Raw genomic sequence first — 20583 nt, forward strand, 5'->3', positions numbered from 1 at the left:
CCATTTAGGTCTGGTCGACGGTAACGTGTCGACGACGCTAATGCCAATCATTGTCAATAAGGAGGACGGCATGTCACGACGATGCCAAGTCACCGGGCGCGAACCGGGCTTCGGTAAGCAGGTCTCGCATTCCCATCGACGCACGTCTCGTCGCTGGGACCCGAACATCCAGCGCAAGCGGTACTTCGTACCCAGCGAGGGGCGGTACATCACCCTTCGGGTCAGTGCGAAGGGGATCTCGACCATCGACCGGTACGGGATCGAATCCGTGCTGCGCACCATGCGTGCACGAGGGGAGAAGATCTGATGGCGCGCAATGAGATCCGACCCATCGTCAAGCTCCGGTCCACGGCCGGCACCGGTTACACCTACGTCACCCGGAAGAACCGCCGCAACGATCCGGATCGCATGGTGCTCCGCAAGTACGACCCGGTCATCCGCGCCCACGTCGACTTCAAGGAGGACCGCTGATGGCGAAGAAGTCCAAGATCGTCCGCAACGAACAGCGTCGCGAGGTGGTGGCCCGATACGCCGACCTCCGCGCGGAACTCAAGCGGACCATCGTCGCACCCGACTCCACCGGCGCCGAACGGGCGGAGGCCCAGCGTCGCCTGCACGCCCTGCCACGCGACGCCAGCCCGACGCGCCTGCGCAACCGGGACGCCATCGACGGCCGGCCCCGCGGCTACATCGGCAAGGCCGGGTTGTCGCGGGTGCGGTTCCGCGAACTCGCGCATCGCGGTGAGCTGCCCGGCATCCACAAATCCAGCTGGTGAAAGACCCGAACAGGAGGCGTTCATGAAACGCAGACCACGCCGCGACGACGAACGTCCGGCCCGCAAGAAGAATCAGCTGTCCGCGCTCGGCATCCGGACCGACGGCCGGAACCCGGTGGACTACAAAGACGTTCAACTTCTCCGACAGTTCCTCAGTGACAAGGGACGGATCCGGAGTCGACGGCTGACCGGCCTCACACCACAGCAACAGCGCCAGGTCGCCACCGCGATCCGCAACGCCCGGGAGATGGCGTTACTGCCGTACAACTCACGCTAGGTGCCGACACAGCACAACGCCGCCCCCGGTTCGGATTCGAACCGGGGGCGGCGAATTGCGTTGTGTGTCAAGAACTCACGGCGTGCGAGTCCTTCTTGCCCCAGGCCGGGGAGTTCTCGATCGCACCGATGATCCGCGGGCGCAGCTCCTCGGCGCGGATGACGGCGTCGACCGAACCGACCTCGACGGCGCGCTGGATGCTGTGCACCTTGTCGAACTCGGCGGCGATCTCGCTGATCTTCTCCGCACGGACCGACTGCCGGATGTCGGCGAGCTCGGCGTTCAGGCTCGAGCGATCGGTGCCGAAGGACTCGGCGACGCTCGTCTCCAGCTCGCGGACGCGCGGATCGGCGGCGACGCGCTTGGCGACCTCACCGGCGAACACCACTGCGGCGGCGGGCGCGCCACCGAGCACGGAGGCGAACGAACCGTCGATGGCCAGCACGGTCATGTTCGGGTTCAGAGCCTTCGAGAACACCACGAACGCACCGCCGTGGTAGCGCGAGATCACGCAGAACACGATCGGGCCGCGGAAGTTGACGATCGCGCGACCGATCTCGGCGCCGTACTCGAGCTGCAGCTTGCGCATCGACTCCGGCGAACCGTCGAAGCCGGACAGGTTCGCGAGCACGACGAGCGGACGATTCCCGCTGGCCACGTTGATCGCCCGGGCGGCCTTCTTCGACGACTGCGGGAACAGCGTGCCCGCGGTATAGGTGTCCGGACCGTCGGTCGGCTTGTAGCCACGACGCGCGACCTCACGCGACTCGATGCCCAGCATGCACACCGGGATGCCGCCCAGGTGGACGTCGCACACGACGGCCGTCTCGGCGTCGGCCATGCCCGCCCAGCGTTCCAGGACGACGTGGTCCTGGTCGGCGACGGCGCGTATGACGGTGCGGATGTCGAAGGGCTTCTTGCGATCCGGGTTGTGCTCGCGCGAGAAGATCTGACCCACCGTGGTGAAGTCGCTGCCCGCGAGGACGTGCGGGTAGTCCGAGACGTCGCGGTCCGACGGATCGGCCGTGTCCGCCCGGCGCGGGGTGCCCTCGCCCGGCAGCACGTACGTGTGCTCGTAGTGGGACATCAGGACGTCGCGGGCCGCACCGAGATTCGGCGCCCAATACTGTGCCTGGCCGTTCGGGCCCATGACACGGTCGAAGCCGCCGATGCCGAAGTTGTCCTCGGCCGAGACGCCGCCGGAGAAGTCCAGCGACTGCTTGCCGGTGAGGACCATCGCCGAATCGGGGGTCATCACCAGGATGCCCTTGGTGTGCATGAGCATCGTTGCCTCGGCGTTCCAATACGGCTGCGCACCGACGTTGATACCCGCCACGACGATGTTGATCTCGCCGCCGTCCTGGGTGTACTCGACGACGCGCTTCAGTGCGCGGGCGACCCAGTCCATGTTCTCGGTACCGGAGTCCATCGAGATCCGGGCACCCGAGGACAGTGCGTACCACTCGAGCGGCACCTGCATCTGCTCGGCGAGATCGAGCGCGGCGATGACGCGGCTGCACTCCGGTTCCGACAGTGCGCCAAGCGATTTCGTCGGATCACCGAGCAGGACCACGCGGGTGACGCCCTCCGGGAACTTCTCGGTCGGAGTGGTCACGACACCGGCGACCATCGCCGCCGTGTTACGACCCTTGGGCCGGTCGACCGGGACCAGGCGATGCTCGGCGTCGAGGTCGTATTCGGTGAAGTCACCGAGGATCTCGGCCAGCTCGTACGGGTAGACGGTGTTGCGTGCCGCGGCGCGCTTGACCTTCTGGCGGTACTCGTCGACGGGCTCGATGGGCGCGTCGGTCGGTGCGGTGACCTTCACCTCGAACTCGCCGGTCGCGGTGAGCGAGAAGTGCACCGAGACCTTGGTCAGCTCGCCGGAGTCGGGATTGCGGCGACGGGCGATCACCTGGACCTCTTCCAGGCCGATTCCGCGTGTGACTCCGCTGATGTGATCGGCGATCGTGTCGAGGATCGACGCGTCGTCGTCGATCGGCGGCCAGACGTAGAGGACGATCCGGTTGGTGCTCGACGGCCGGGCCGCCCCGCGCTGGGCGCGGCGGATCGAGTCGGCACACGAGGCGAGTGTCGCCTCGGCGGTGGGAAGCGTCAGCAGACGTCCGCCGGGCTCTCGGACCGCGGTGAGGTCGCGGACCTGGGCGAAGGCGATGAGTCGCTCGTCGGACGGGTTTTCCCGTGCGACACAACGGAAGAGGTACACCTCTTCGTCGTCGGCCGACGGGAGTCGGGTGAGGTCGAACTTCCGCAGCCGCTCCATCCGCATCCGCTGCGCGATGTGCGGGTGCAGACCGCGGATGAGGCGTTCCTCCGCCATGCCGGTCGCGGACTGACGGAAGGTGACGTGATGATGCATTCGCGCGTCGCCGCGGCCGGCCACCGTGATGGTGACCCGGTGGACCTGCGGTGGGAGTGCGGCGTTCGAGATGGTCTCGTGCAGGGTCTCGGCGAGGGCGTCGAAGCCGCTCGGCTGCTGCTCCCAGCTGAGGTAGATGTCGGCGTCGACCGCGGCGGCGCCACGGGCGAGTTCGCCGAGACCGTTCAGCGCTGCCGGCAGGCCCGCGAAACCGACGGCCGCGGACATCAGACTGCCGCTGTCACGGTCGGCGACGACGAAGGTGGTGCCACCGGCCTCGTGGTTGCGGATGTCGGAGAGACCCTTGTTGCCGTAGTAGCGACGGGTCAGGACCTCGAGCATCACCTGGTTGTCGGTGGTGCCGCGTTCGATGCGCTGACCGAGGAGGCGGACGAGTGGCTCGGTGCTGCGCACCATGTTGTCGACTCGCTCGTCGCGGTCCGCGGCGTTCGGGTTCTCGTCGAGGTAGCGCAGCTGCTTGCGGACGTTGCTGTAGACGCGGGCACGGTCGCGGAGCAGCAGCGGCTGGCCATACCAGGCGTAGACGACACCGCGGGCGAGGTCGGCGATGGCCGGGTAGCGCATCTGGGTGGCGGCGATCAGTCGGTCGAGGGCGGGGCCCACGTCGTCGCGCAGTTCGTCGCGCGGCGTCGGCTCCTGCAGCCATTCCCGCAGCAGGGTGGTGATGACGGTGACCGATCCGGCCGGGTTCTGCAGGGCCAGGAAGATGCGGAAGACCGCGGCTTCCAGCTCCGGGGTCCGGTCGAGCTCGGTGACGCCGTAGTGACGCAGCGCCCGGCTGAGCTGGTCGTGGAAAGCGGCGGGGAGCCCGTCGCGCTCCACGTCGAGGCTCTGCAGGTAGGTGTGGAAGTTCTCGCGGGCACTGTGCACGTGCTCGACGCCGAGCTCGTCGCTCGACGGGCGGTTCTGGCTCAGCTCGGCGAGGTCGGCGAACACGGTGATGAGTTCGAGCTCGTCGGCGAGAGGCCGGCGACCGCTGGCCATCACGGCACGGCGCACGGCGAGGTAGTCGTCGAGCAGACGGGTGGCCTCGTTCGAGTCGACGTCGAAGCCGAGGAGCTGCGCACGCAGGTCCTCCTGGGTGCGGGTGGTGCGCTCGTGCGCCTCGACCTCGGGTTCGGTGGGCAGGTCGAGATCGACGCCCGCGACCTCCTCCGGGGCCTCGTCGCCGTCGTCCTCGGTCAGCGGCTCGAGACGCAGCAGCGTCGCGCCGGTCTCGACCTGGGTGCCGACCGACACCAGGCTCTCCTTGAGCCGTGAGCGGACCGGTGCGCGCAGCACGGTCTCCATCTTCATCGATTCGAGGACCAGCACGGGTGCGCCCGCCTCGACCTCGTCGCCGACCTGCAGCGGAGTGGCGACCACGAGTGCGGGTGCCGGCGAGCGGACGACGCCGCCCTCGTCCCGGCTGACGCGGTGGGTGATGCCGTCGACGTCAACGAGGTGGACGGGTCCGTGGGTGTCGGTGACGAGACGGAACCGTTCACGGTTGACCACCAGCTGGGCGGCATGTTCGTCGAAGCGCTCGAGCTCGACGTCGGCGGTGCGGGTCTCGGTGCCGGCCTCGATGCTCACACGGAAGCGGTGTGCGCCGATGCGGGCGACGCGGACGCGGTAATTGGCGCCGCGCAGCTTCAGGTCGAGGGGACGGCCGCTCTCGTGCTGGACCTGCGGGCGGCCGCCCGAGGCGGTCGACATCAGGCGCTGCTGCTCGACCTTCTCCTCTTCCTCGTAGGCGTCGATGGCCGCCGCGGTGAGCGCGATCGCCGAATGCTGGTTGGCGACCAGGCCGCCCTCGGCACGGACCCGGTCGATCCAGCCGGTGTCGGCGCTGCCGTCGATGACCTCGGGCTGGTCGAGCAACTCGAGCACGAAGGACTTGTTGGTCGAGCCGCCGGCGATGATCACGCGCGTCTCGCGCACAGCGCGGCGGAGGCGTCCGAGTGCCTCGTCGCGGTCGCGGCCGTAGGCGATGATCTTGGCGATCATCGAGTCGAAGTCGGCGGGGATGGTGTCGCCCTCGCTGACGCCGGTGTCGACGCGGATACCAGGGCCGGCCGGTAGTTCGAGGAGGTTGATGCGTCCCGGCGCCGGAGCGAAGTCGCGGTCGGGATCCTCGGCGTTGAGACGGGCCTCGATGGCGTGGCCGCGCTCGGTCGGCGGCTCGCCCTCGAGCTTGCCGCCCGAGGCGACGTGCAGCTGGGCACGCACGAGGTCGAAGCCGTTGGTGATCTCGGTGATCGGGTGCTCGACCTGGAGGCGGGTGTTGACCTCGAGGAACGCGAAGAGCTTCTCGCCCGGGTGGTAGAGGAACTCGACCGTGGCGGCACCGCGGTAACCGACGGCGACGGCGAGGCGCTCGGCGGAAGCCTTCAGCTCGGCGACCTGCTCCTCACCGAGAACGGGCGACGCCGACTCCTCGACGACCTTCTGGTTACGACGCTGGACCGAGCAGTCGCGGACGCCGAGCGCCCATGCGGTGCCCTGACCGTCGGCGATGACCTGCACCTCGACGTGGCGCGCACCGGTGACCAGGCGCTCCAGGAAGACGACGCCGCTGCCGAAGGCCCGGGCGGCCTCGTCACGGGTGCGCTCGTAGGCGTCGCGCAGTTCCTCGTCGTTGTTGACCACGCGAATACCGCGTCCGCCACCACCGGCGGTGGCCTTCAGCATCAGCGGGTAGCTGATGTCGGCGGCTGCGGCGAGCGCGTCGTCGATGGTGTCGACGGCACCGCGGCTCCACGGAGCGACCGGCACGCCGACCTCCTCGGCGATCAGCTTGGCGCCGATCTTGTCGCCGAGCTTGCGCATCGCGTCGGGCGACGGGCCGACGAAGGTGACGCCGATCCGCTCGCAGAGTTCGGCGAAGACCGGGTCCTCGGCGACGAAGCCCCAGCCGACCCACGCCGCGTCGGCGCCGGTCTCGAGGAGGGCGCGCTCGAGCACCTTCATGTTCAGGTACGGGCGCGACGCCGCCGGACCGAGGTCGTACGCGATGTCGGCCTCGCGCACGAACGTGGCGGCGGCATCGACATCGGTGTGCAGGGCAATGACCTCGATCGGCTGCCCCGTCTCGGCGGACAGGCCACGGACGGCATGGATGAGGCGCATTGCGGCCTCGCCACGGTTGACGATGGCGATTCGGGAGAACATCACCGACTCCTTCGGTTCGTCGTGCCGAGGATGTGTTCGGCACACGCGAGGTGGTTCAACAGATCGATAGTTGCGGACCGAAGCCATTACGCGCGAGTACGTTCACGCGCGTCGGCATCGGGTCGTCGCGACCCAGCGGCTCACCTGGACCGGGAACGTGCTGGGTGGAGACCCTTTTCGGCTATCCGATCTTCCTACCGAAACAGATTGCGATTCGGTGCCGATCTGCGATCTCCGATCGGCGAATTCGTGCCGTACCGACTGTGACCGGGGTCATGAAGGTTGCGGCACCGGCCGGGTGCGGGTCAGGCGGCGAAGAGAATCCAGCTGTAGATCAGCAGGCCGAACACCAACACGCCGAGGTAGGCCCAGCCCAGCCAGATCGCGACGTCGGCGAACGGCAGACCGGACTGTCCCCGGGTGCGTCTGATCTGGCCACGGGCGCGGTAGCCGAGCACGAGTCCGATGGGGAACGTGATGCCGAGCCCCGAGAGGATCAGGGCCCACACGGCCAGGCGATTGAGGCGTAGGCCGGACTGGGGAGCCACGTTGTCCTCCGGATCGTCCTCGAATGCTGAGTTGTTGTCTGCAGAGTAGGCCTGGGACACGGGTGTGAAGACCGTGTGGTCGTCGGAGCCGGGCGTCTCGTCGTCGTGTTGCTTGGCGGGGGCTGCCGAAGCGGCCGGCGGCTTGACGAACATGGTGGCGTCGGCCGCGTCGGAACGTCGGGTCTCGTCGTCGAGCGCAGCAGGGCGTGACCGGGGAGGTTCCGGCCGCGACGGTGCCGGTCCCGGACGGGCACCGAGGGCGTCGGGTCCCGGAACGCCGGTCCTCTGCGTCGGATTGCCCTGTGGCAGATTCCCTTGTGACGCAACAGGATTGGTACCCGGCGGTGGGCGGTGTCCGGCCGGGGGGCGACCGGCGGGATTCATCGGTCCGGGGTTGCCCGGCGAACTGCCGGGAACCGGTCGCGGACGTGGGCCGGTCGTGTAGGCGCCGGCCGGGCGCGGGAGAGGCTGCGGACGGGGGCCGGCGGGCTGACCGGGGCCGCCCGGACCGGGCGGACGGGGACCGCCGGGCGGGGGACCGGGTCGCTGAGACGATGCCGGGCCTGCCGGACCACCGGGCGCGGGCGGCAAGGGCCCGCGAGGGCCGGGTCGTCCCGGATCGGGCAGGTCGCGTCCGCGGGGCGGGGAGGGAGCGCTGATCGGCGCACTCGGTACGCGCTCCCAGGGCGCGGTGCCGTGGGATCCACCGGTGGGAGCCGGGCCCGAAGAACCGGGGCCGGTCGGACCGGGCCGGGCGGGTTCGGGGTCGCGGGGCTTCGCGTCGTCGGACATCGACCACAGCTCGCGTGCCCGCTCGGACGCGCCACCGAGGGAAGTGGGCGTGTTCGGAGAGCGCTCGTCGTCTGAGGTCACGTGTTCAAATTACCTGTGGATGCCGCCGGCGCCCGGATCGACCGTCGGCGGTGTCGTCACGAGGCCTGTGATTCTGTGCTCTCCGCGAGGGCCTCACGGACCTCTTCGACGCGGGGAACGGTCGGCGAGACCGGCGGCGGATCCTGGCGTGCACGACGCAGGATGACAGCGCCGACACCGGCGGTGAGCGCCGCTGCGAGCACAGCCAACGCGGCGACGAGGTAGTTCTTCGGCATGTCGACCAGAGTGCCAGCCCGGCGCCCGCCGATGCCACCTCCGGCGATGTGACCCTGCGCGCGCATGTGCGGTCGAGAGCCACGTCTTGACCATCGAAAACGGCACAAGTGGTTGGATGGAGGGGTGACCACTCAGAAAACCTCCGCAGTCATCCACACCAACCGCGGCGCCATCAAGGTCGACCTGTTCCCGAACCACGCGCCCAAGACCGTCGAGAACTTCGTCGGCCTGGCCGACGGAAGCAAGGATTACAGCAAGCCGAACGCATCCGGCGGCAACTCCGGCCCGTTCTACGACGGCTCGGTCTTCCACCGTGTGATCGCCGGCTTCATGATCCAGGGCGGCGACCCGACCGGCACCGGCATGGGCGGCCCCGGCTACCAGTTCGGTGACGAGTTCCACCCCGAGCTGCAGTTCGACCGTCCGTACCTGCTGGCCATGGCCAACGCCGGCCCGGGCACCAACGGTTCGCAGTTCTTCATCACCGTCGGCCCGACCCCGCACCTCAACCGTCGCCACAGCATCTTCGGCGAGGTCACCGACCCCGAGTCGCAGCAGGTCGTCGACGCCATCGCGACCACGTCGACCGATCGTCAGGATCGTCCGCTCGACGCCGTCGTCATCGAGAAGATCGAGGTCAACTGACTTCTCCGGAACACACCGTCCCGCAACGGGCGGTGTGTTACCGGCATCCCGACCGCCCCACCGGCCTGTCCTGCAGCCGGTGCGGGCGGCCGGCGTGTCCGGACTGCCTTCGACCGGCGTCGGTCGGCCAGCACTGTCTCGAATGTCTTCGGGACAGTGGCGTTCAGAGGGGCTTCCAACAGACGCCGGCCTTCGGTGACCGCGGAGTGCGACGGATGGCGACCACTCGCCTGTCCGCGGGCAAGCCGTACGTCACCTACACCCTGATCGGGATCAACATCCTGATCTTCCTGCTGTGCGCCGTTCAGGCGGGCAGCTTCGGCGACCCCGGGGCCGCCACCATCTTCAGCTCCGGAGATCTCCTCAAGAGCGATGTCGCCGCCGGTGAGTACTGGCGCCTGCTGACGTCCGGCTTCCTGCACTTCAGCGTGATGCACGTGGCCGTCAACATGCTCTCGCTCTACATCCTGGGCCGCGACCTCGAGCTCGCGCTGGGAATGTCCCGCTACCTCGCGGTCTATCTGATCGCACTGTTGGGCGGCAGTGCCGCCGTCATGCTCTTCGAGAACGATCGCGCCCTCACCGCAGGCGCCTCGGGCGCCATCTACGGCCTGATGGGCGCGATGCTGGTGGTCATCCTCAAGGCCCGCGTCTCGCCGGTGCCCGTCCTGTTGATCATCGGGTTCAACGTTGTGCTGTCGTTCTCGCTGCCCGGGATCTCGGTCCTCGGGCACCTCGGTGGACTCGCCTTCGGCGCCGCGGCCACCGCCGCCATCGTCTATCTCCCGGGAATGGTCCTGTCGGAGGGGCGTCGGACCCCGGAGGCGGCCAGCCGGGTCGGCTGGATCGCGCTCGCCGCGCTGGCCGTCGTCGCGCTCGGCCTGGGGGTCGCCGGCGGGATCACCTACGACGGACTGACCTACATCCGCTGACGGGCCAGGCGTCGAGAGCCGGCCCGGTCAGCGGTCATCGTCGACGTGGAATCCCGCTGCGCGGAGTGCGTCGACCACCGACATGAGGTCGGTACCGAGATCCCAGCGGCTGAAGACGAGCAGCCGGGTGTCGTCGCGCGGTCCCGCGGATCCGTCATCCCGACGAAAGGTGTCGGCGTCGTCGTCCAGGACGTCGATCTCGAGCTGTCCCACCCGGCGCCCGACGCGGCGCATCGACAGCAGGCGGATGCGTTCGACGCGGTCGGGTGGGTAGCTGCGTCGTCCGGTCAGACCGCGCACGGTCAGCGTCGCCGGGCGTCCCGCGGAGAGTTCGAGCCGCGGCCGGACCAGAAGCGTGTAGACGCCCAGCGCGACCAGCAGCACGCCGGCGATCCCCATGAGCACTGATCCGGCGGGGTCGTTGGACACCACGACCGCGCCGCCGAGCAGAATCACGCCGCCGATGCAGCCCGCGATGCCCGCACCGACCGGCGTCGACCATGCGTGTGTGGATGAGTCGGCAGAGTTATCCACAGGAGTTACTCACAGTGGGGACTACTTACACACATGTTATTTCCACAGTGTGGATAACTTACACACATGTGTTTTCGCAGCTCAGAGCGTGACACGCGGGAATGATTGTGAATCGGATCAGCGCCACCGCATGGTCATCAACAGGCCGGCCACCATGAGGGAGAACCCGATGAGGAAGTTCCAGGAGTTGAGCTCGGCCATCCAGTGGAGGACCTGACCCTCGGCGCCGTACGCGGTCGGGGTGGCGGCGAGGTAGTAGACGACGAGCCAGGCGAGCCCGAGGAGCATCAGGCCGAGCATCACGCTCACGTAGATGGTGCTGGAAGCTCCGGCCTTGACCTTGACCGGAGTCCTACTCGCGGCGTTGATCGTGTAGTCGGTCTTCTTCCGGACTTTTGACTTCGGCATGACATCCTCTGTTGTGCTGTACCGCAGCAGCGGTCGTACGCGTGCCCGGGAGTCCGAACGTCGTGTGGACGATCGGTCCGGGTTCGGAAACACTCGACTTCTACGGTATCTCACCAGGTCGCTGACCGAGGTACCCGCTTTCGGCGGTAGCCTTTTCTGCGTGAGTCGCATCCTGGTCATCGACAACTACGACAGCTTCGTCTACAACCTGGTCCAGTACCTGGGTCAGCTCGGCGTCGAGGCCGTCGTGTGGCGCAACGACGACCCCCGGCTCACCCCGTTCGATGCCGAACATCTGCGTGAGGCGGTCTCGGGATTCGACGGGGTGCTGCTCAGCCCCGGACCCGGAACCCCGCAGCGCGCGGGCGCGACGATGCCGATGGTCGAGGTGGCCGCCGCCGAGGCACTCCCGCTGCTGGGTGTCTGCTTGGGTCATCAGGCGATCGGTGCCGCGTTCGGCGGAACCGTCGACCGCGCACCGGAACTCCTGCACGGCAAGACGTCGCTGGTCTTCCACGACGACAAGGGTGTGCTCGCGGGCCTGCCGGATCCGTTCACCGCGACCCGCTACCACTCGCTGACGGTGCTGCCCGAGACCATCCCGGACGAACTCGTCGTCACCGGACGCACCGAGTCGGGCATCGTCATGGCGATGGCCCACCGCGAGCTGCCGATCCACGGCGTCCAGTTCCACCCGGAGAGCGTCCTGACCCAGGGCGGGCACCGGATGCTCGCCAACTGGCTCAAGACGTGCGGCATCGAGATCGACGAGGCGCGCGTCGCGGCGCTCGAAGCGGAGATGGCCGGCGCGGTCGGCTGAGCGCCGATCCACTGGTGTCTGAGGTGCGAGGAGCGCGGCGCTTCGCTCGCACCCCGGGGAGCCGTCGGCCGCTCTAGTTCGGCAGCAGGCTGGCCTGGCCGATGATGATCGTGACCGCGCCGCTCTTGCGCGCCTTCGAGCCCGCCGGCGGTTCCTGTCCGACGACCCGTCCGTTGTCGGGACTGTTCAGCGGCACGTTCCGCGTCTGACGCGTCAGCGTCGACCGTTCCCAGCCGGCCTGTTCCAGGGATGCCTGGGCCTCGGCGGGTGTCTTACCGCGCAGGCTCGGGACGGTGAACAGGTTGCCCCGAGACACCGAGATCTGCACCGTGCTGCCCTGCTCGGCCGTCGAACCGGGACCGGGAGAGGTGGAGAGGACCTCGCCTGCGCGCTGGTCGGAGTCGACCGCCACCTCGTCGACCGTCATGCCGAGCTCTTCGAGGACCGCGCGGGCGCGGTCGGCCGGCATGCCGATGACGTCGCGGACCGTGATCTCCCTGGGGCCGTTGCCCACGTTGAGGACCACCGGTCCGTTGACGGGCACCTCGGTGCCGATCTTCGGCGCGGTCGACACGACCTTGTCCTTCATGTCGACGGTCGAATCCACACGTTCGGTCTTGACGTTGGTGAACCCGAGCACCTTGAGGGCATCCAGGGCTTCGGCCGGAGTCTTGCCGACCAGGTCGGACGGTATCCGGTGCCGTTGCGGACCGGTCGAGATGTACAGCGCGACCTCGGAGCCCTCGGCCGCCAGCACACCCTCGCCGGGCGTCGAGCGGGTTGCGAGACCCGGCCCGACGTCGAGGCTGGGTTCCTCGAGGACACGCACCTCGAAACCGGCTCGTTCGAGGGCCGACTGCGCATCCTCGGAACTCAGTCCGGCGACCGCGGGCACGCTGACGTCGGGATCGGAGCCCGAACTCCACGGAGACCACAGGAAGAGCGTTCCGACCAGCAGCACGACCGCGGCGATCGCGCCGGCCATCAGCCGGCGGGACCGCCGACGCGGCGGATCGTCGTCGGAGTCGGACCGGTAGTCGGCGTCGCGTCGGTGGCTCCCACCGGCACGGGCGGGGATGGCGCGCCGCGGTCCGGTCGTTTCCGACCGGACGGGGCGTCGGGGGCCGGTGTCGATGAACTCGGTGCGTTCCTCGTCGGTGAGCAGCATCGGTGCCGACGGCTTGCCGCCGGCGAGCACCCGGATCAGGTCGGCGCGCAGATCGGCGGCCGACTGGTACCGGTTGTCCTTGTTCTTGCTCATCGCCTTGAGCACGATCGAGTCGAGCTCGCGCGGGATGTCGGGACGCACATGCGACGGCCACGGCGGGTCCTCGTGCACGTGCTGGTGGGCGACCGCGACCGGCGAATCACCGGTGAACGGCGGCTCCCCGGTGAGCAGCTCGAACAGCACGCAGCCCATCGAGTAGATGTCGCTGCGCGGGTCGACCTTGATGCCGCGGGCCTGCTCGGGCGACAGGTACTGGGCGGTGCCCATGACGGCGGAGGTCTGCGTCATCGTCGACGTGGAGTCGCTCATCGCGCGCGCGATGCCGAAGTCCATCACCTTCACCGCGCCGGACTTGTCGATCATCACGTTCGCCGGCTTCATGTCTCGGTGCACGATGCCGTTGCGGTGCGAGAAGTCCATCGCGGCGGCGACATCGGCCATCCACGTCATCGCCTGCCGCGGCGCGATCGGACCGTTGGCGCGCAACACGTCTCGCAGGGTGTCGCCGTCGACGTACTCCATGACGATGAACGGCAGCGGACCGTCCTCGGTCTCGGCCTCGCCGGTGTCGAAGACCTGGACGATCGTCGGGTGGTTCAGCTTCGCCGCGTTCTGGGCCTCACGCCGGAAGCGCAGGTAGAACGACGGATCGCGCGCGAGGTCGGCGCGCAACACCTTGATCGCCACGTCCCGGTGCAACACCAGGTCGCGGGCATAGTGCACCTCGGACATGCCACCGAAACCCAGCGTTTCGCCGAGTTCGTAGCGGTCGGAGAGGTGGTGTGGTGTCGTCATCTGCCTCGGGTCAGCCTGGGATCTCGGCTCAGCGGGTCGTCGGGGGTGGTATCAGCATGGCGCGGTGACCTAACACAGGGGGAACGGCACGCCGGGGAAGCACGGGGTGCCGGTGGCGGCACCGGTGTCCGTCGTATCGTCGGTGGTCGTCGGCGGACCGGGCGCGGTGGTCTCCGTCGTCTGCTCGCTGGTGGTCGTCGTCTCCTCGCTCGTGGTCGTGCGGGTCGGACGTCGCGTGGTCGTGGTCTCGTCGGGTTCCTGGGTCGGGACCACGGTGGTGGTCCGGGTGACCGCCGACGAGGTCGAGGGTGCAGTCGGGGTGGCATCGCTCCCACCGCTGCTGACCAGGTAGAAACCGATCAGGCCGATCGCACCGACCAGCAGTGCGGCGGCCACGCCGGCGAGAACCTTCTGTCCGGTGGTCCAACTGTTGTCCGGCGGCGGCGCGACCGGGGTGCGGGACGTCGGACGAGGGGTCACGGGACGCGATGCGGTTCCCGGCGCCGTCGTGGCGCGGGTCGCGACGGTGTTGCCCAGCGCCGCCGCACCGGCAGCACCTGCTGCGGCGCCGGCGATCGCGCCCGGGCGCGGGGGCCGGCGACCTGCGCGGACAGCGGCCACCGCGTCGGCGAACTCGCCTCCGTTGGCGTACCGCTGACGCGGGTCCTTGGCCATCGTGATCTCGATGAGCTCGCGGACACCCGACGGCAGGTTGGACGGCAGCGGCGGCGGCGACTCGCGGATGTGCTTCATCGCGACGGTGATCGCGCCGTCGCCGAGGAACGGCCGACGGCCGGTGAGGGCCTCGTAGCCGACGACACCGAGCGAGTACACATCCGACGCGGCGGTCGCCTCGTCACCGGTGGCCTGCTCGGGAGAGATGTACTGGGCGGTGCCCATCACCATGCCGGTTTTGGTGACCGGGGCCGAGTCGACGGCCTTGGCGATGCCGAAGTCGGTGATCTTCACCTGGCCGGTCGGCGTGATCAGGATGTTGCCCGGCTTCACGTCGCGGTGCACCAGACCCTGGCTGTGCGCGGCCTGCAGCGCCCGGCCGGTCTGCTCGAGCATGTCGAGCGTGTTGGTCAGCGACAACCGGCCGAGCCGGGAGATCACCGAGTTCAGCGGCTCGCCGTCGACCAGTTCCATCACCAGGTAGGCGAGCGGGTCGCCGCCGTTGTAGTCCGGCGTCTCGCCGTAGTCGAAGACGTTGGCGATGCCCGGGTTGTTGAGCTTCGCCGTGGTCTGGGCCTCCGCGCGGAACCGGGCGATGAACTCCGGGTCGCTCGTGTACTCGGCCTTCAGGACCTTCACCGCCACACGACGGTTCAGCCGCGTGTCGAGGGCTTCCCACACCTGGCCCATGCCGCCCGTCGCGATCAGACGGATGAGCCGGTAACGATCACCGATGGTGGTGCCGTTCTGCAGGGTCATCGACTGCCACCTCCCACCAGTGAGTTGATCACTTCTCGTCCGATCGGCGCAGCCACGGTCCCTCCGACCGAATCCGCACCGAATTGTCCATTCTCCACCACCACGGCCACCGCGATCTGTGCGTTCGACGACGGGCCGAAGGCGATGTACCAGGAGTACGGGGTGTCGGTGCTCGAACCGCTCTCCGCGGTGCCGGTCTTCGACGCGATCGTCACCGGTCCGCCGGCTCCCGAGGTCGACCGCTCGGACTCGATCATCATCGATGTCAGCTCGGCCGCCTGCTCGGGTGTGATCGGCTTGTTGGCGGTCGTCGGCGGTGTGGTCTGCAACGTGCGCAGATCCGCCGATTGAAGCTTATCGACCAGGTACGGCTGCATACGCACCCCTCCGTTGGCGACGGTCGCCGCGATCATGGCGTTCTGCAGCGGCGTCAGCCGCACGTCCCGCTGTCCGATGGATGCCTGTGCTAGGACATCGAGCGACGGGATCGGACCCACGGTCGAGTCGACGACCGGCATCGGGATGTCCGGGCCGGGCTGGTCGAGACCGAACAGGCTCGCGGTCTCGGTGAACTTGGGTATCGCGTCCGACATCTTCTCGGTCACCAGCTCGGCGAACGCGGTGTTGCACGAGTACTTGAACGCCGTCTCCAGCGACACGGTCCCGCCCGACGATCCGGGGCAGGTCTCGCCGCCGTAGTTCGGCAGCGACACGTTGGTGCCCGGCAGCGGGAAGCTCGGCGCCGCGGTGAGACGGATGCCCGGGGTGATGTTGTCGCGCAGGGCGGCCGCCGAGGTGACGACCTTGAAGGTCGATCCCGGCGGGTACAGCTGGCTGATCGCGCGGTTGAGCATCGGCTGCGCGGTGTCGCCGGGACGGTTCCACGCCTCCCAGCTGCTCTCGCGGACATCTTGGTCGTGGCTGGCCAGCTTGTTGGGGTCGTAGCTCGGAGTCGAGACCATCGCCAGGATCTTGCCGGTGTTGGGCTGCAGCGCCACCACCGCGCCGCGGCACGGCCCGTCGCACGGCCCGTTGAGCATGGCGCGGTAAGCGGCCTGCTGCACCTTCGGGTTGATCGTGGTGACGACGTTGCCGCCCCGCGGGTCGCGGCCGGAGAACATGTCCATGAACCGCTGACCGAACAGCCGGTCGTCGGAGCCGTTGAGGATCGAGTTCTCGTAGTGCTCGATCTGGTTCGCGAGGTACTGGAACGAGTAGTAACCGGTGACCGCCGCGAAGGCCTCGGCACCCTCCCGCGGGTACTGACGCAGGAACTTCAGCCGGCTGTCGATGGGCACCGACAGCGCGATCACGGTGCCGTCGGCGGTCGTGATCAGGCCACGCTGGCGCGAGTACTCGTCGAGCAGGACCCGGTTGTTGCGCGGGTCGGTCTTCAGGGCATCGGCCTTGAACACCTGCACGTAGGTGGCGTTGGCCAGCAGCGCGACGATCATCACGATCACCGCGAGCGACACATTGCGGATCGGCTTGTTCATTTGCGCTTCACCACCTGGGTGGGCAGCGCGTCGACCGGCTTGGCCGCCGGACGCTTCTTGACCGGATCGGGTTCGCGGGCGGCGTTCGAGATCCGGATCAGCAGCGCGACGAGGATGTAGTTCGCCAGGAGCGACGAGCCGCCGTACGACAGGAACGGCGTCGTCAGACCGGTCAGCGGGATCAGCTTGGTGACACCGCCGACGACGACGAAGACCTGCATCGCGATGGTGAACGCCAGGCCCGTCGCGAGGAGCTTGCCGAAGCTGTCGCGCACGGCGATGCCGGTGCGCAGGCCGCGGTGGATGAACACCATGTACAGCAGCAGGATCGCGGTCAGGCCGGCGAGGCCGAGCTCCTCGCCGATGGTCGAGATGATGAAGTCGGTGTTGGCGAACGGCACGATGTTGGGTCGTCCGGATCCGAGGCCGGTGCCGAACAGACCGCCCGTGGCCAGGCCGAACAGACTCTGACCGATCTGGTAGCCGGAGCCGTCGAAGTCCTCGAAGGGGTTGAGCCACACCGAGACACGGGTCTGCAGGTGGGAGAAGATCGACCACGCGACGACCGCACCGATTGCGAACAGCCCGATGCCGAGCACCAGCCATTCCACCCGCGAGGTGGCGACGTAGAGCATCGTCAGGATCGTCGCGAAGATCAGCAACGACGTGCCGAGGTCCTTCTGGACGACCATCACCGCGATCGCGATCGCCCATGCGGCGAGCAGCGGACCGAGGTCACGGGCGCGCGGGAGATCGACGCCGAGGACATGCGGGCCCGCGGTGATGAACAGATCGCGCTTCGACACCAGGACCGCCGCGGCGAAGATGATGATCAGGATCTTCGAGAACTCGCTCGGCTGGATCGAGAAGAACGGCGTGATGATCCAGTTCTTGGAGCCGTTGATCTCCGAGAACGCGCTGGGCAGGATCGCCGGGATGATCAGGAAGACCAGTCCACCGAGGCCGAGGGTGTAGGCGTACCGCGACAGCGTGCGGTGATCGCGGATGAGGATCAGCACCGCGGAGAACGCGATGATGCCCAGGCCGGCCCACAGCAGCTGCTGATCGGCGTTGTTCGTCGCCTGGGTGGGGTTGATCGACTCGCCGGTGTTGCCCGACCCGAGGTCGAGGCGGTGGATCAGCACCAGACCCAGCCCGTTGAGCACGGCGACGACCGGCAGCAGGATTGGGTCGGCGTGCGGCGCATAGCGTCGGACGACGAGGTGGGCGATCCCGAACAGCGCCGTGTACGCGGCGACGTACTTGAAGATGTCCCACGTCAGGTTCTGGCCCTGGGCGGCCTGGACGATGAGCAGGGCGACCGTCACCAGGCCGATGGCGAACACCAGCAGGAGCAGCTCGGCGTTCCGGCCGGTGCTCGTCGCGGGCTCGCGAGGCGGGGCGTGCGGGGCGGGCGCGGCTTGAGTCATCTCACCTGCTGCCGGCAGCTGGTACCGGCGTCCTCTGGAGGTGCGGGCTTCTCGGCGGGTGCGGCGTCCGGGGCGGGCGGGGCCACCGACTCGGTGGCGCCTCGCTGCGGGATGCCGGACGGTGCAGCAGTGGCGCGCGGAGCGGGCGGCGCGCTCGACGCAGGGGGCGGGGGAGTCGCCGAGGACGGGGGCGGTGGGGGAGTCGCCGAGGGAGCGTTGTCGCAGCGGAAGGTGAGCTCCTTGGTCACCACGCCCTCGATCTCCTCGGCGCTGCGGTCACGGATCATCACGTTCTTCACCGACTGGGCCGGTCCGGACACCAGATCGTCGACGTTGAGCGGGATCTCGCAGGTGTCGTCATAAGGGATGAAGGTGTAGGTCGGCTTCTCCTGGTCGAGATCCTCGACGCACACGCGCGTGACGGGCTTGCTCATCGACACGAAGAGGACGTCGGCCGGTGAACCCTGGTGGATCACGACGTCGCCGTCGGAGTCGGCGGCCACGTAGTAGTTGCTCTGCACGATGGACCGCGTCACGAAGAATCCGGCGACCAGTGCCGCGATGACCGCGAGGGCGACACCGACGGCCAGCCACCGGCGCCACGTGCTCTTGTGCTTCGGCGGTTCCTCCGCCTCGGTCAGCACGGTGGGGCGCTGCGGCTCGGCGGGCGGCGGACGCAGCGCGGCGGCGCGTCCGGCCGCGGTGGCCGGGTCGGGGGTGTAGGACTCCTCGTTGCCCCCGGCGGCACCGCCGACGATCGGGCGGGAGTCGCCGTACTCGGTGTCGACGACGTCGGCGAGGACGACGGTCACGTTGTCCGGGCCGCCGCCGCGCAGCGCGAGTTCGATGAGTCGGTCGGCGCACTCCTTCGGATCGGCGATGGATCCGAGGGTCTCGGCGAGGGTCTCCTCGCTCACGACGTCGGACAAGCCGTCGCTGCAGAGCATGTACCGGTCTCCGGCACGTGCCTCGCGCATCGTGAGTGTCGGTTCGACCTCGGAGCCGGTCAGGGCACGCATGATCAACGACCGTTGCGGATGCGTGTGCGCCTGTTCGGCGGTGATCCGGCCCTCGTCGACGAGGGTCTGAACGAAGGTGTCGTCGCGGGTGATCTGGGTGAGGGCGCCGTCGCGGAACATGTAGCCGCGTGAATCGCCGATGTGGCACAGTCCGATTCGGCTGCCGGCGAAGAGGATGGCGGTGAGCGTGGTGCCCATGCCGTCGAGGTCGGGGGCCTCGTGGACCTGTGCGGCGATGGCCTCGTTGCCCGCACGGGTGGCACGACTGAGATGGCTCAGCAGGTCTCCGCCGGGCTCGTCCTCGTCGAGTTCGGACAGGGCGCGGATGACGAGTTGACTCGCGACCTCACCGGCCGCGTGTCCGCCCATGCCGTCGGCGAGCGCGAGCAGGCGCGGGCCGGCGTAGAAGGAGTCCTCGTTGTTGGACCGGACGAGACCGCGGTCGCTGCGCGCGATGTAGCGCAACACGAGTGTCACGGGCGCAACTCGATCACGGTCTTGCCGATGCGGATCGGCGTGTTCAGCGGGACCTTGACGGCGGTCGTCACCTTGGACCGGTCGAGATAGGTGCCGTTGGTGGAGCCGAGGTCTTCCACGTACCAGTCGTCACCGCGTCTGGAGAGTCGCGCGTGACGTTCCGAGGCGTAGTCGTCGGTGAGGACCAGGGTCGAGTCGTCGGCGCGACCGAGCAGTACCGGCTGCTGGCCGAGGCTGATCCGGGTGTTGGCCAGCGCGCCGTGCGTGACGACCAGATAGCGCGCCGCGCCTCGGACCCCGCCACTGCGTCGACGCTTCTCCGCGCCTCCCGAGTAACGCGGGATGCGCATGCCGCCGGCCGAGGCGATGTCGGCACGAAGAGTCCGGATCACAGCAAAGACGAACAACCACAACAACAGCAGGAACCCGATACGGGTCAGTTGCAGCACCAAGCCCTGCATGTCTTGCGTTCACCTCCAGCGCCGTCGCATCTCGGATCGGTCGTACTCGGTAAGCCGTACCGGGCGGGTGTCGATCTCGACTGCCGATGGCAACCGGCGGACCCCGTGTGCATCTTATGGGCAGTTGAGCGGAACCCGTTCATTCACATATGACAGTTCAGTATCAACCGCCCCCGCGGAGTCGCCCGGATCACTTCGATCAGCGACCACCGCCGCCCGTGTTCGGCGGGCGCTGAACGGCGTTCTCCGGGACTACTGGAACCGGACGGTGATGTCGGAATGTCCCACGCGGATGCGGTCGCCGTCGGCCAGTTCCCAGGTGTTGACCTGCAGGTCGTTGACGGTGGTGCCGTTGGTCGAGTTGAGGTCGGTGAGCATCGCGGTGGTGCCGTCCCAGCGGATCTCCACATGGCGACGCGAGACACCGGTGTCGGGCAGGCGGAACTGCGCGTCCTGGCCGCGGCCGATCACGTTGGAACCCTCGTGTAGCTGGAAGGTGCGGTTGCTGCCGTCCTCGAGGAGGAGGGTGATCGACGCCGGCGCGTAGCCGGCGGCGGGACGTCCCGCACCGTAAGCCTGGCCCTGGTCGTAGCCACCCTGGTAGTCGTAGGCGGCCGGGGGCTGCTGGCCGTAGCCCTG

At 68.5% G+C, this 20583-nt stretch carries 19 protein-coding genes; 7 read left to right on the top strand and 12 right to left on the bottom strand.

Annotated features, from left to right (window positions below):
• Positions 1 to 70 precede the first annotated feature (70 nt).
• From rpmB to rpsR, 4 genes are read left to right on the top strand one after another with little or no spacing between them, the layout of a single operon-like run.
• Positions 71 to 307 carry a 50S ribosomal protein L28 gene (gene rpmB / locus GOALK_RS22655; RefSeq protein ID WP_035753882.1) on the top strand — a complete coding sequence of 79 codons (237 nt, stop codon included), beginning with the start codon at positions 71 to 73 and terminating at the stop codon, positions 305 to 307.
• Positions 307 to 471: a 50S ribosomal protein L33 gene (gene rpmG / locus GOALK_RS22660; RefSeq protein ID WP_005200413.1), complete on the top strand. Its 165-nt coding sequence runs from the start codon at positions 307 to 309 to the stop codon at positions 469 to 471. Before rpmB ends, rpmG begins: the two co-directional genes overlap by 1 nt.
• A complete protein-coding gene (gene rpsN, locus GOALK_RS22665) occupies positions 471 to 776 on the top strand; it encodes a 30S ribosomal protein S14 (protein ID WP_005200415.1) in 306 nt (101 codons plus the stop codon). Before rpmG ends, rpsN begins: the two co-directional genes overlap by 1 nt.
• 22 nt (positions 777 to 798) lie before the next feature.
• A complete protein-coding gene (rpsR, locus tag GOALK_RS22670; protein WP_006361186.1) occupies positions 799 to 1053 on the top strand; it encodes a 30S ribosomal protein S18 in 255 nt (84 codons plus the stop codon).
• 67 nt (positions 1054 to 1120) lie between these two features.
• Here the strand turns inward: rpsR and GOALK_RS22675 are convergent, their stop codons facing one another.
• From GOALK_RS22675 to GOALK_RS22685, 3 genes are all read right to left on the bottom strand, one after another.
• Entirely contained in the window at positions 1121 to 6607 is a 5487-nt protein-coding gene (locus tag GOALK_RS22675) for an ATP-binding protein (protein WP_006361187.1), read from the bottom strand.
• A 305-nt stretch (positions 6608 to 6912) separates the two neighbouring features.
• Positions 6913 to 8028: a DUF4190 domain-containing protein gene (locus GOALK_RS24450; protein ID WP_232283209.1), complete on the bottom strand. Its 1116-nt coding sequence runs from the start codon at positions 8026 to 8028 to the stop codon at positions 6913 to 6915.
• 56 nt (positions 8029 to 8084) lie between these two features.
• Positions 8085 to 8264 (bottom strand): hypothetical protein, encoded by a 180-nt coding sequence (locus tag GOALK_RS22685; RefSeq protein ID WP_035754030.1) that lies wholly within the window; start codon positions 8262 to 8264, stop codon positions 8085 to 8087.
• 124 nt (positions 8265 to 8388) lie between these two features.
• Between GOALK_RS22685 and GOALK_RS22690 the strand changes: the two genes are divergently transcribed.
• Together GOALK_RS22690 and GOALK_RS22695 are read left to right on the top strand one after the other, a co-directional pair.
• Entirely contained in the window at positions 8389 to 8910 is a 522-nt protein-coding gene (locus tag GOALK_RS22690) for a peptidylprolyl isomerase (RefSeq protein ID WP_005200422.1), read from the top strand.
• Positions 8911 to 9125: 215 nt separating this feature from the next.
• On the top strand, positions 9126 to 9842 hold the full coding sequence (locus tag GOALK_RS22695) for a rhomboid family intramembrane serine protease (RefSeq protein ID WP_006361191.1): 717 nt from the start codon (positions 9126 to 9128) through the stop codon (positions 9840 to 9842).
• Positions 9843 to 9869: 27 nt separating this feature from the next.
• On the opposite strand, the gene GOALK_RS22700 is transcribed toward GOALK_RS22695, so the two are convergent.
• Complete coding sequence (locus tag GOALK_RS22700; protein ID WP_006361192.1) at positions 9870 to 10376, bottom strand: PH domain-containing protein; 507 nt, start codon at positions 10374 to 10376, stop codon at positions 9870 to 9872.
• A 117-nt stretch (positions 10377 to 10493) separates the two neighbouring features.
• Positions 10494 to 10784, bottom strand: coding sequence for a cell division protein CrgA (gene crgA / locus GOALK_RS22705; protein WP_006361193.1), 291 nt, complete (start codon positions 10782 to 10784; stop codon positions 10494 to 10496).
• 160 nt (positions 10785 to 10944) lie between these two features.
• Here crgA and GOALK_RS22710 point away from each other — a divergent pair, with 160 nt between their 5' ends.
• Positions 10945 to 11604 carry an aminodeoxychorismate/anthranilate synthase component II gene (locus GOALK_RS22710; protein WP_006361194.1) on the top strand — a complete coding sequence of 220 codons (660 nt, stop codon included), beginning with the start codon at positions 10945 to 10947 and terminating at the stop codon, positions 11602 to 11604.
• 73 nt (positions 11605 to 11677) lie between these two features.
• On the opposite strand, the gene pknB is transcribed toward GOALK_RS22710, so the two are convergent.
• The 7 genes from pknB to GOALK_RS22745 form a co-directional block, all read right to left on the bottom strand.
• Positions 11678 to 13627: a Stk1 family PASTA domain-containing Ser/Thr kinase gene (gene pknB / locus GOALK_RS22715; RefSeq protein WP_006361195.1), complete on the bottom strand. Its 1950-nt coding sequence runs from the start codon at positions 13625 to 13627 to the stop codon at positions 11678 to 11680.
• A gap of 69 nt (positions 13628 to 13696) precedes the next feature.
• Positions 13697 to 15061, bottom strand: a complete 1365-nt coding sequence (locus tag GOALK_RS22720) for a protein kinase domain-containing protein (RefSeq protein ID WP_006361196.1) — start codon at positions 15059 to 15061, stop codon at positions 13697 to 13699.
• Positions 15058 to 16557, bottom strand: a complete 1500-nt coding sequence (locus GOALK_RS22725) for a peptidoglycan D,D-transpeptidase FtsI family protein (RefSeq protein WP_006361197.1) — start codon at positions 16555 to 16557, stop codon at positions 15058 to 15060. The genes GOALK_RS22720 and GOALK_RS22725 overlap by 4 nt, the downstream gene beginning before the upstream one ends.
• Positions 16554 to 17987 (bottom strand): FtsW/RodA/SpoVE family cell cycle protein, encoded by a 1434-nt coding sequence (locus GOALK_RS22730; RefSeq protein WP_006361198.1) that lies wholly within the window; start codon positions 17985 to 17987, stop codon positions 16554 to 16556. The genes GOALK_RS22725 and GOALK_RS22730 overlap by 4 nt, the downstream gene beginning before the upstream one ends.
• The gene (locus GOALK_RS22735) at positions 17984 to 19483 is read right to left on the bottom strand and encodes a PP2C family protein-serine/threonine phosphatase (protein ID WP_006361199.1); all 1500 of its coding nucleotides are present in this window, start codon (positions 19481 to 19483) and stop codon (positions 17984 to 17986) included. Before GOALK_RS22735 ends, GOALK_RS22730 begins: the two co-directional genes overlap by 4 nt.
• Complete coding sequence (locus tag GOALK_RS22740) at positions 19480 to 19944, bottom strand: FHA domain-containing protein FhaB/FipA (RefSeq protein WP_005200436.1); 465 nt, start codon at positions 19942 to 19944, stop codon at positions 19480 to 19482. The genes GOALK_RS22735 and GOALK_RS22740 overlap by 4 nt, the downstream gene beginning before the upstream one ends.
• A 252-nt stretch (positions 19945 to 20196) precedes the next feature.
• The coding region (locus GOALK_RS22745) for an FHA domain-containing protein (protein WP_006361200.1) at positions 20197 to 20583 on the bottom strand (387 nt) is incomplete at its 5' end.

Origin of the sequence: Gordonia alkanivorans NBRC 16433, from assembly GCF_000225505.1 — a bacterium.
Classification (GTDB): domain Bacteria; phylum Actinomycetota; class Actinomycetes; order Mycobacteriales; family Mycobacteriaceae; genus Gordonia; species Gordonia alkanivorans.

What these genes read in the sequence shown, in the direction of transcription:
- rpmG (WP_005200413.1), top strand. Translation starts at nt 307, where the DNA reads ATGGCGCGCAATGAGATCCGACCCATCGTCAAGCTCCGGTCCACGGCC.
- GOALK_RS22740 (WP_005200436.1), bottom strand. Translation starts at nt 19,944, where the DNA reads ATGCAGGGCTTGGTGCTGCAACTGACCCGTATCGGGTTCCTGCTGTTG.
- rpsN (WP_005200415.1), top strand. Translation starts at nt 471, where the DNA reads ATGGCGAAGAAGTCCAAGATCGTCCGCAACGAACAGCGTCGCGAGGTG.
- GOALK_RS22725 (WP_006361197.1), bottom strand. Translation starts at nt 16,557, where the DNA reads ATGAACAAGCCGATCCGCAATGTGTCGCTCGCGGTGATCGTGATGATC.
- GOALK_RS22685 (WP_035754030.1), bottom strand. Translation starts at nt 8,264, where the DNA reads ATGCCGAAGAACTACCTCGTCGCCGCGTTGGCTGTGCTCGCAGCGGCG.
- rpsR (WP_006361186.1), top strand. Translation starts at nt 799, where the DNA reads ATGAAACGCAGACCACGCCGCGACGACGAACGTCCGGCCCGCAAGAAG.
- rpmB (WP_035753882.1), top strand. Translation starts at nt 71, where the DNA reads ATGTCACGACGATGCCAAGTCACCGGGCGCGAACCGGGCTTCGGTAAG.
- GOALK_RS22720 (WP_006361196.1), bottom strand. Translation starts at nt 15,061, where the DNA reads ATGACCCTGCAGAACGGCACCACCATCGGTGATCGTTACCGGCTCATC.
- GOALK_RS22695 (WP_006361191.1), top strand. Translation starts at nt 9,126, where the DNA reads ATGGCGACCACTCGCCTGTCCGCGGGCAAGCCGTACGTCACCTACACC.
- GOALK_RS22730 (WP_006361198.1), bottom strand. Translation starts at nt 17,987, where the DNA reads ATGACTCAAGCCGCGCCCGCCCCGCACGCCCCGCCTCGCGAGCCCGCG.
- pknB (WP_006361195.1), bottom strand. Translation starts at nt 13,627, where the DNA reads ATGACGACACCACACCACCTCTCCGACCGCTACGAACTCGGCGAAACG.
- GOALK_RS22675 (WP_006361187.1), bottom strand. Translation starts at nt 6,607, where the DNA reads ATGTTCTCCCGAATCGCCATCGTCAACCGTGGCGAGGCCGCAATGCGC.
- crgA (WP_006361193.1), bottom strand. Translation starts at nt 10,784, where the DNA reads ATGCCGAAGTCAAAAGTCCGGAAGAAGACCGACTACACGATCAACGCC.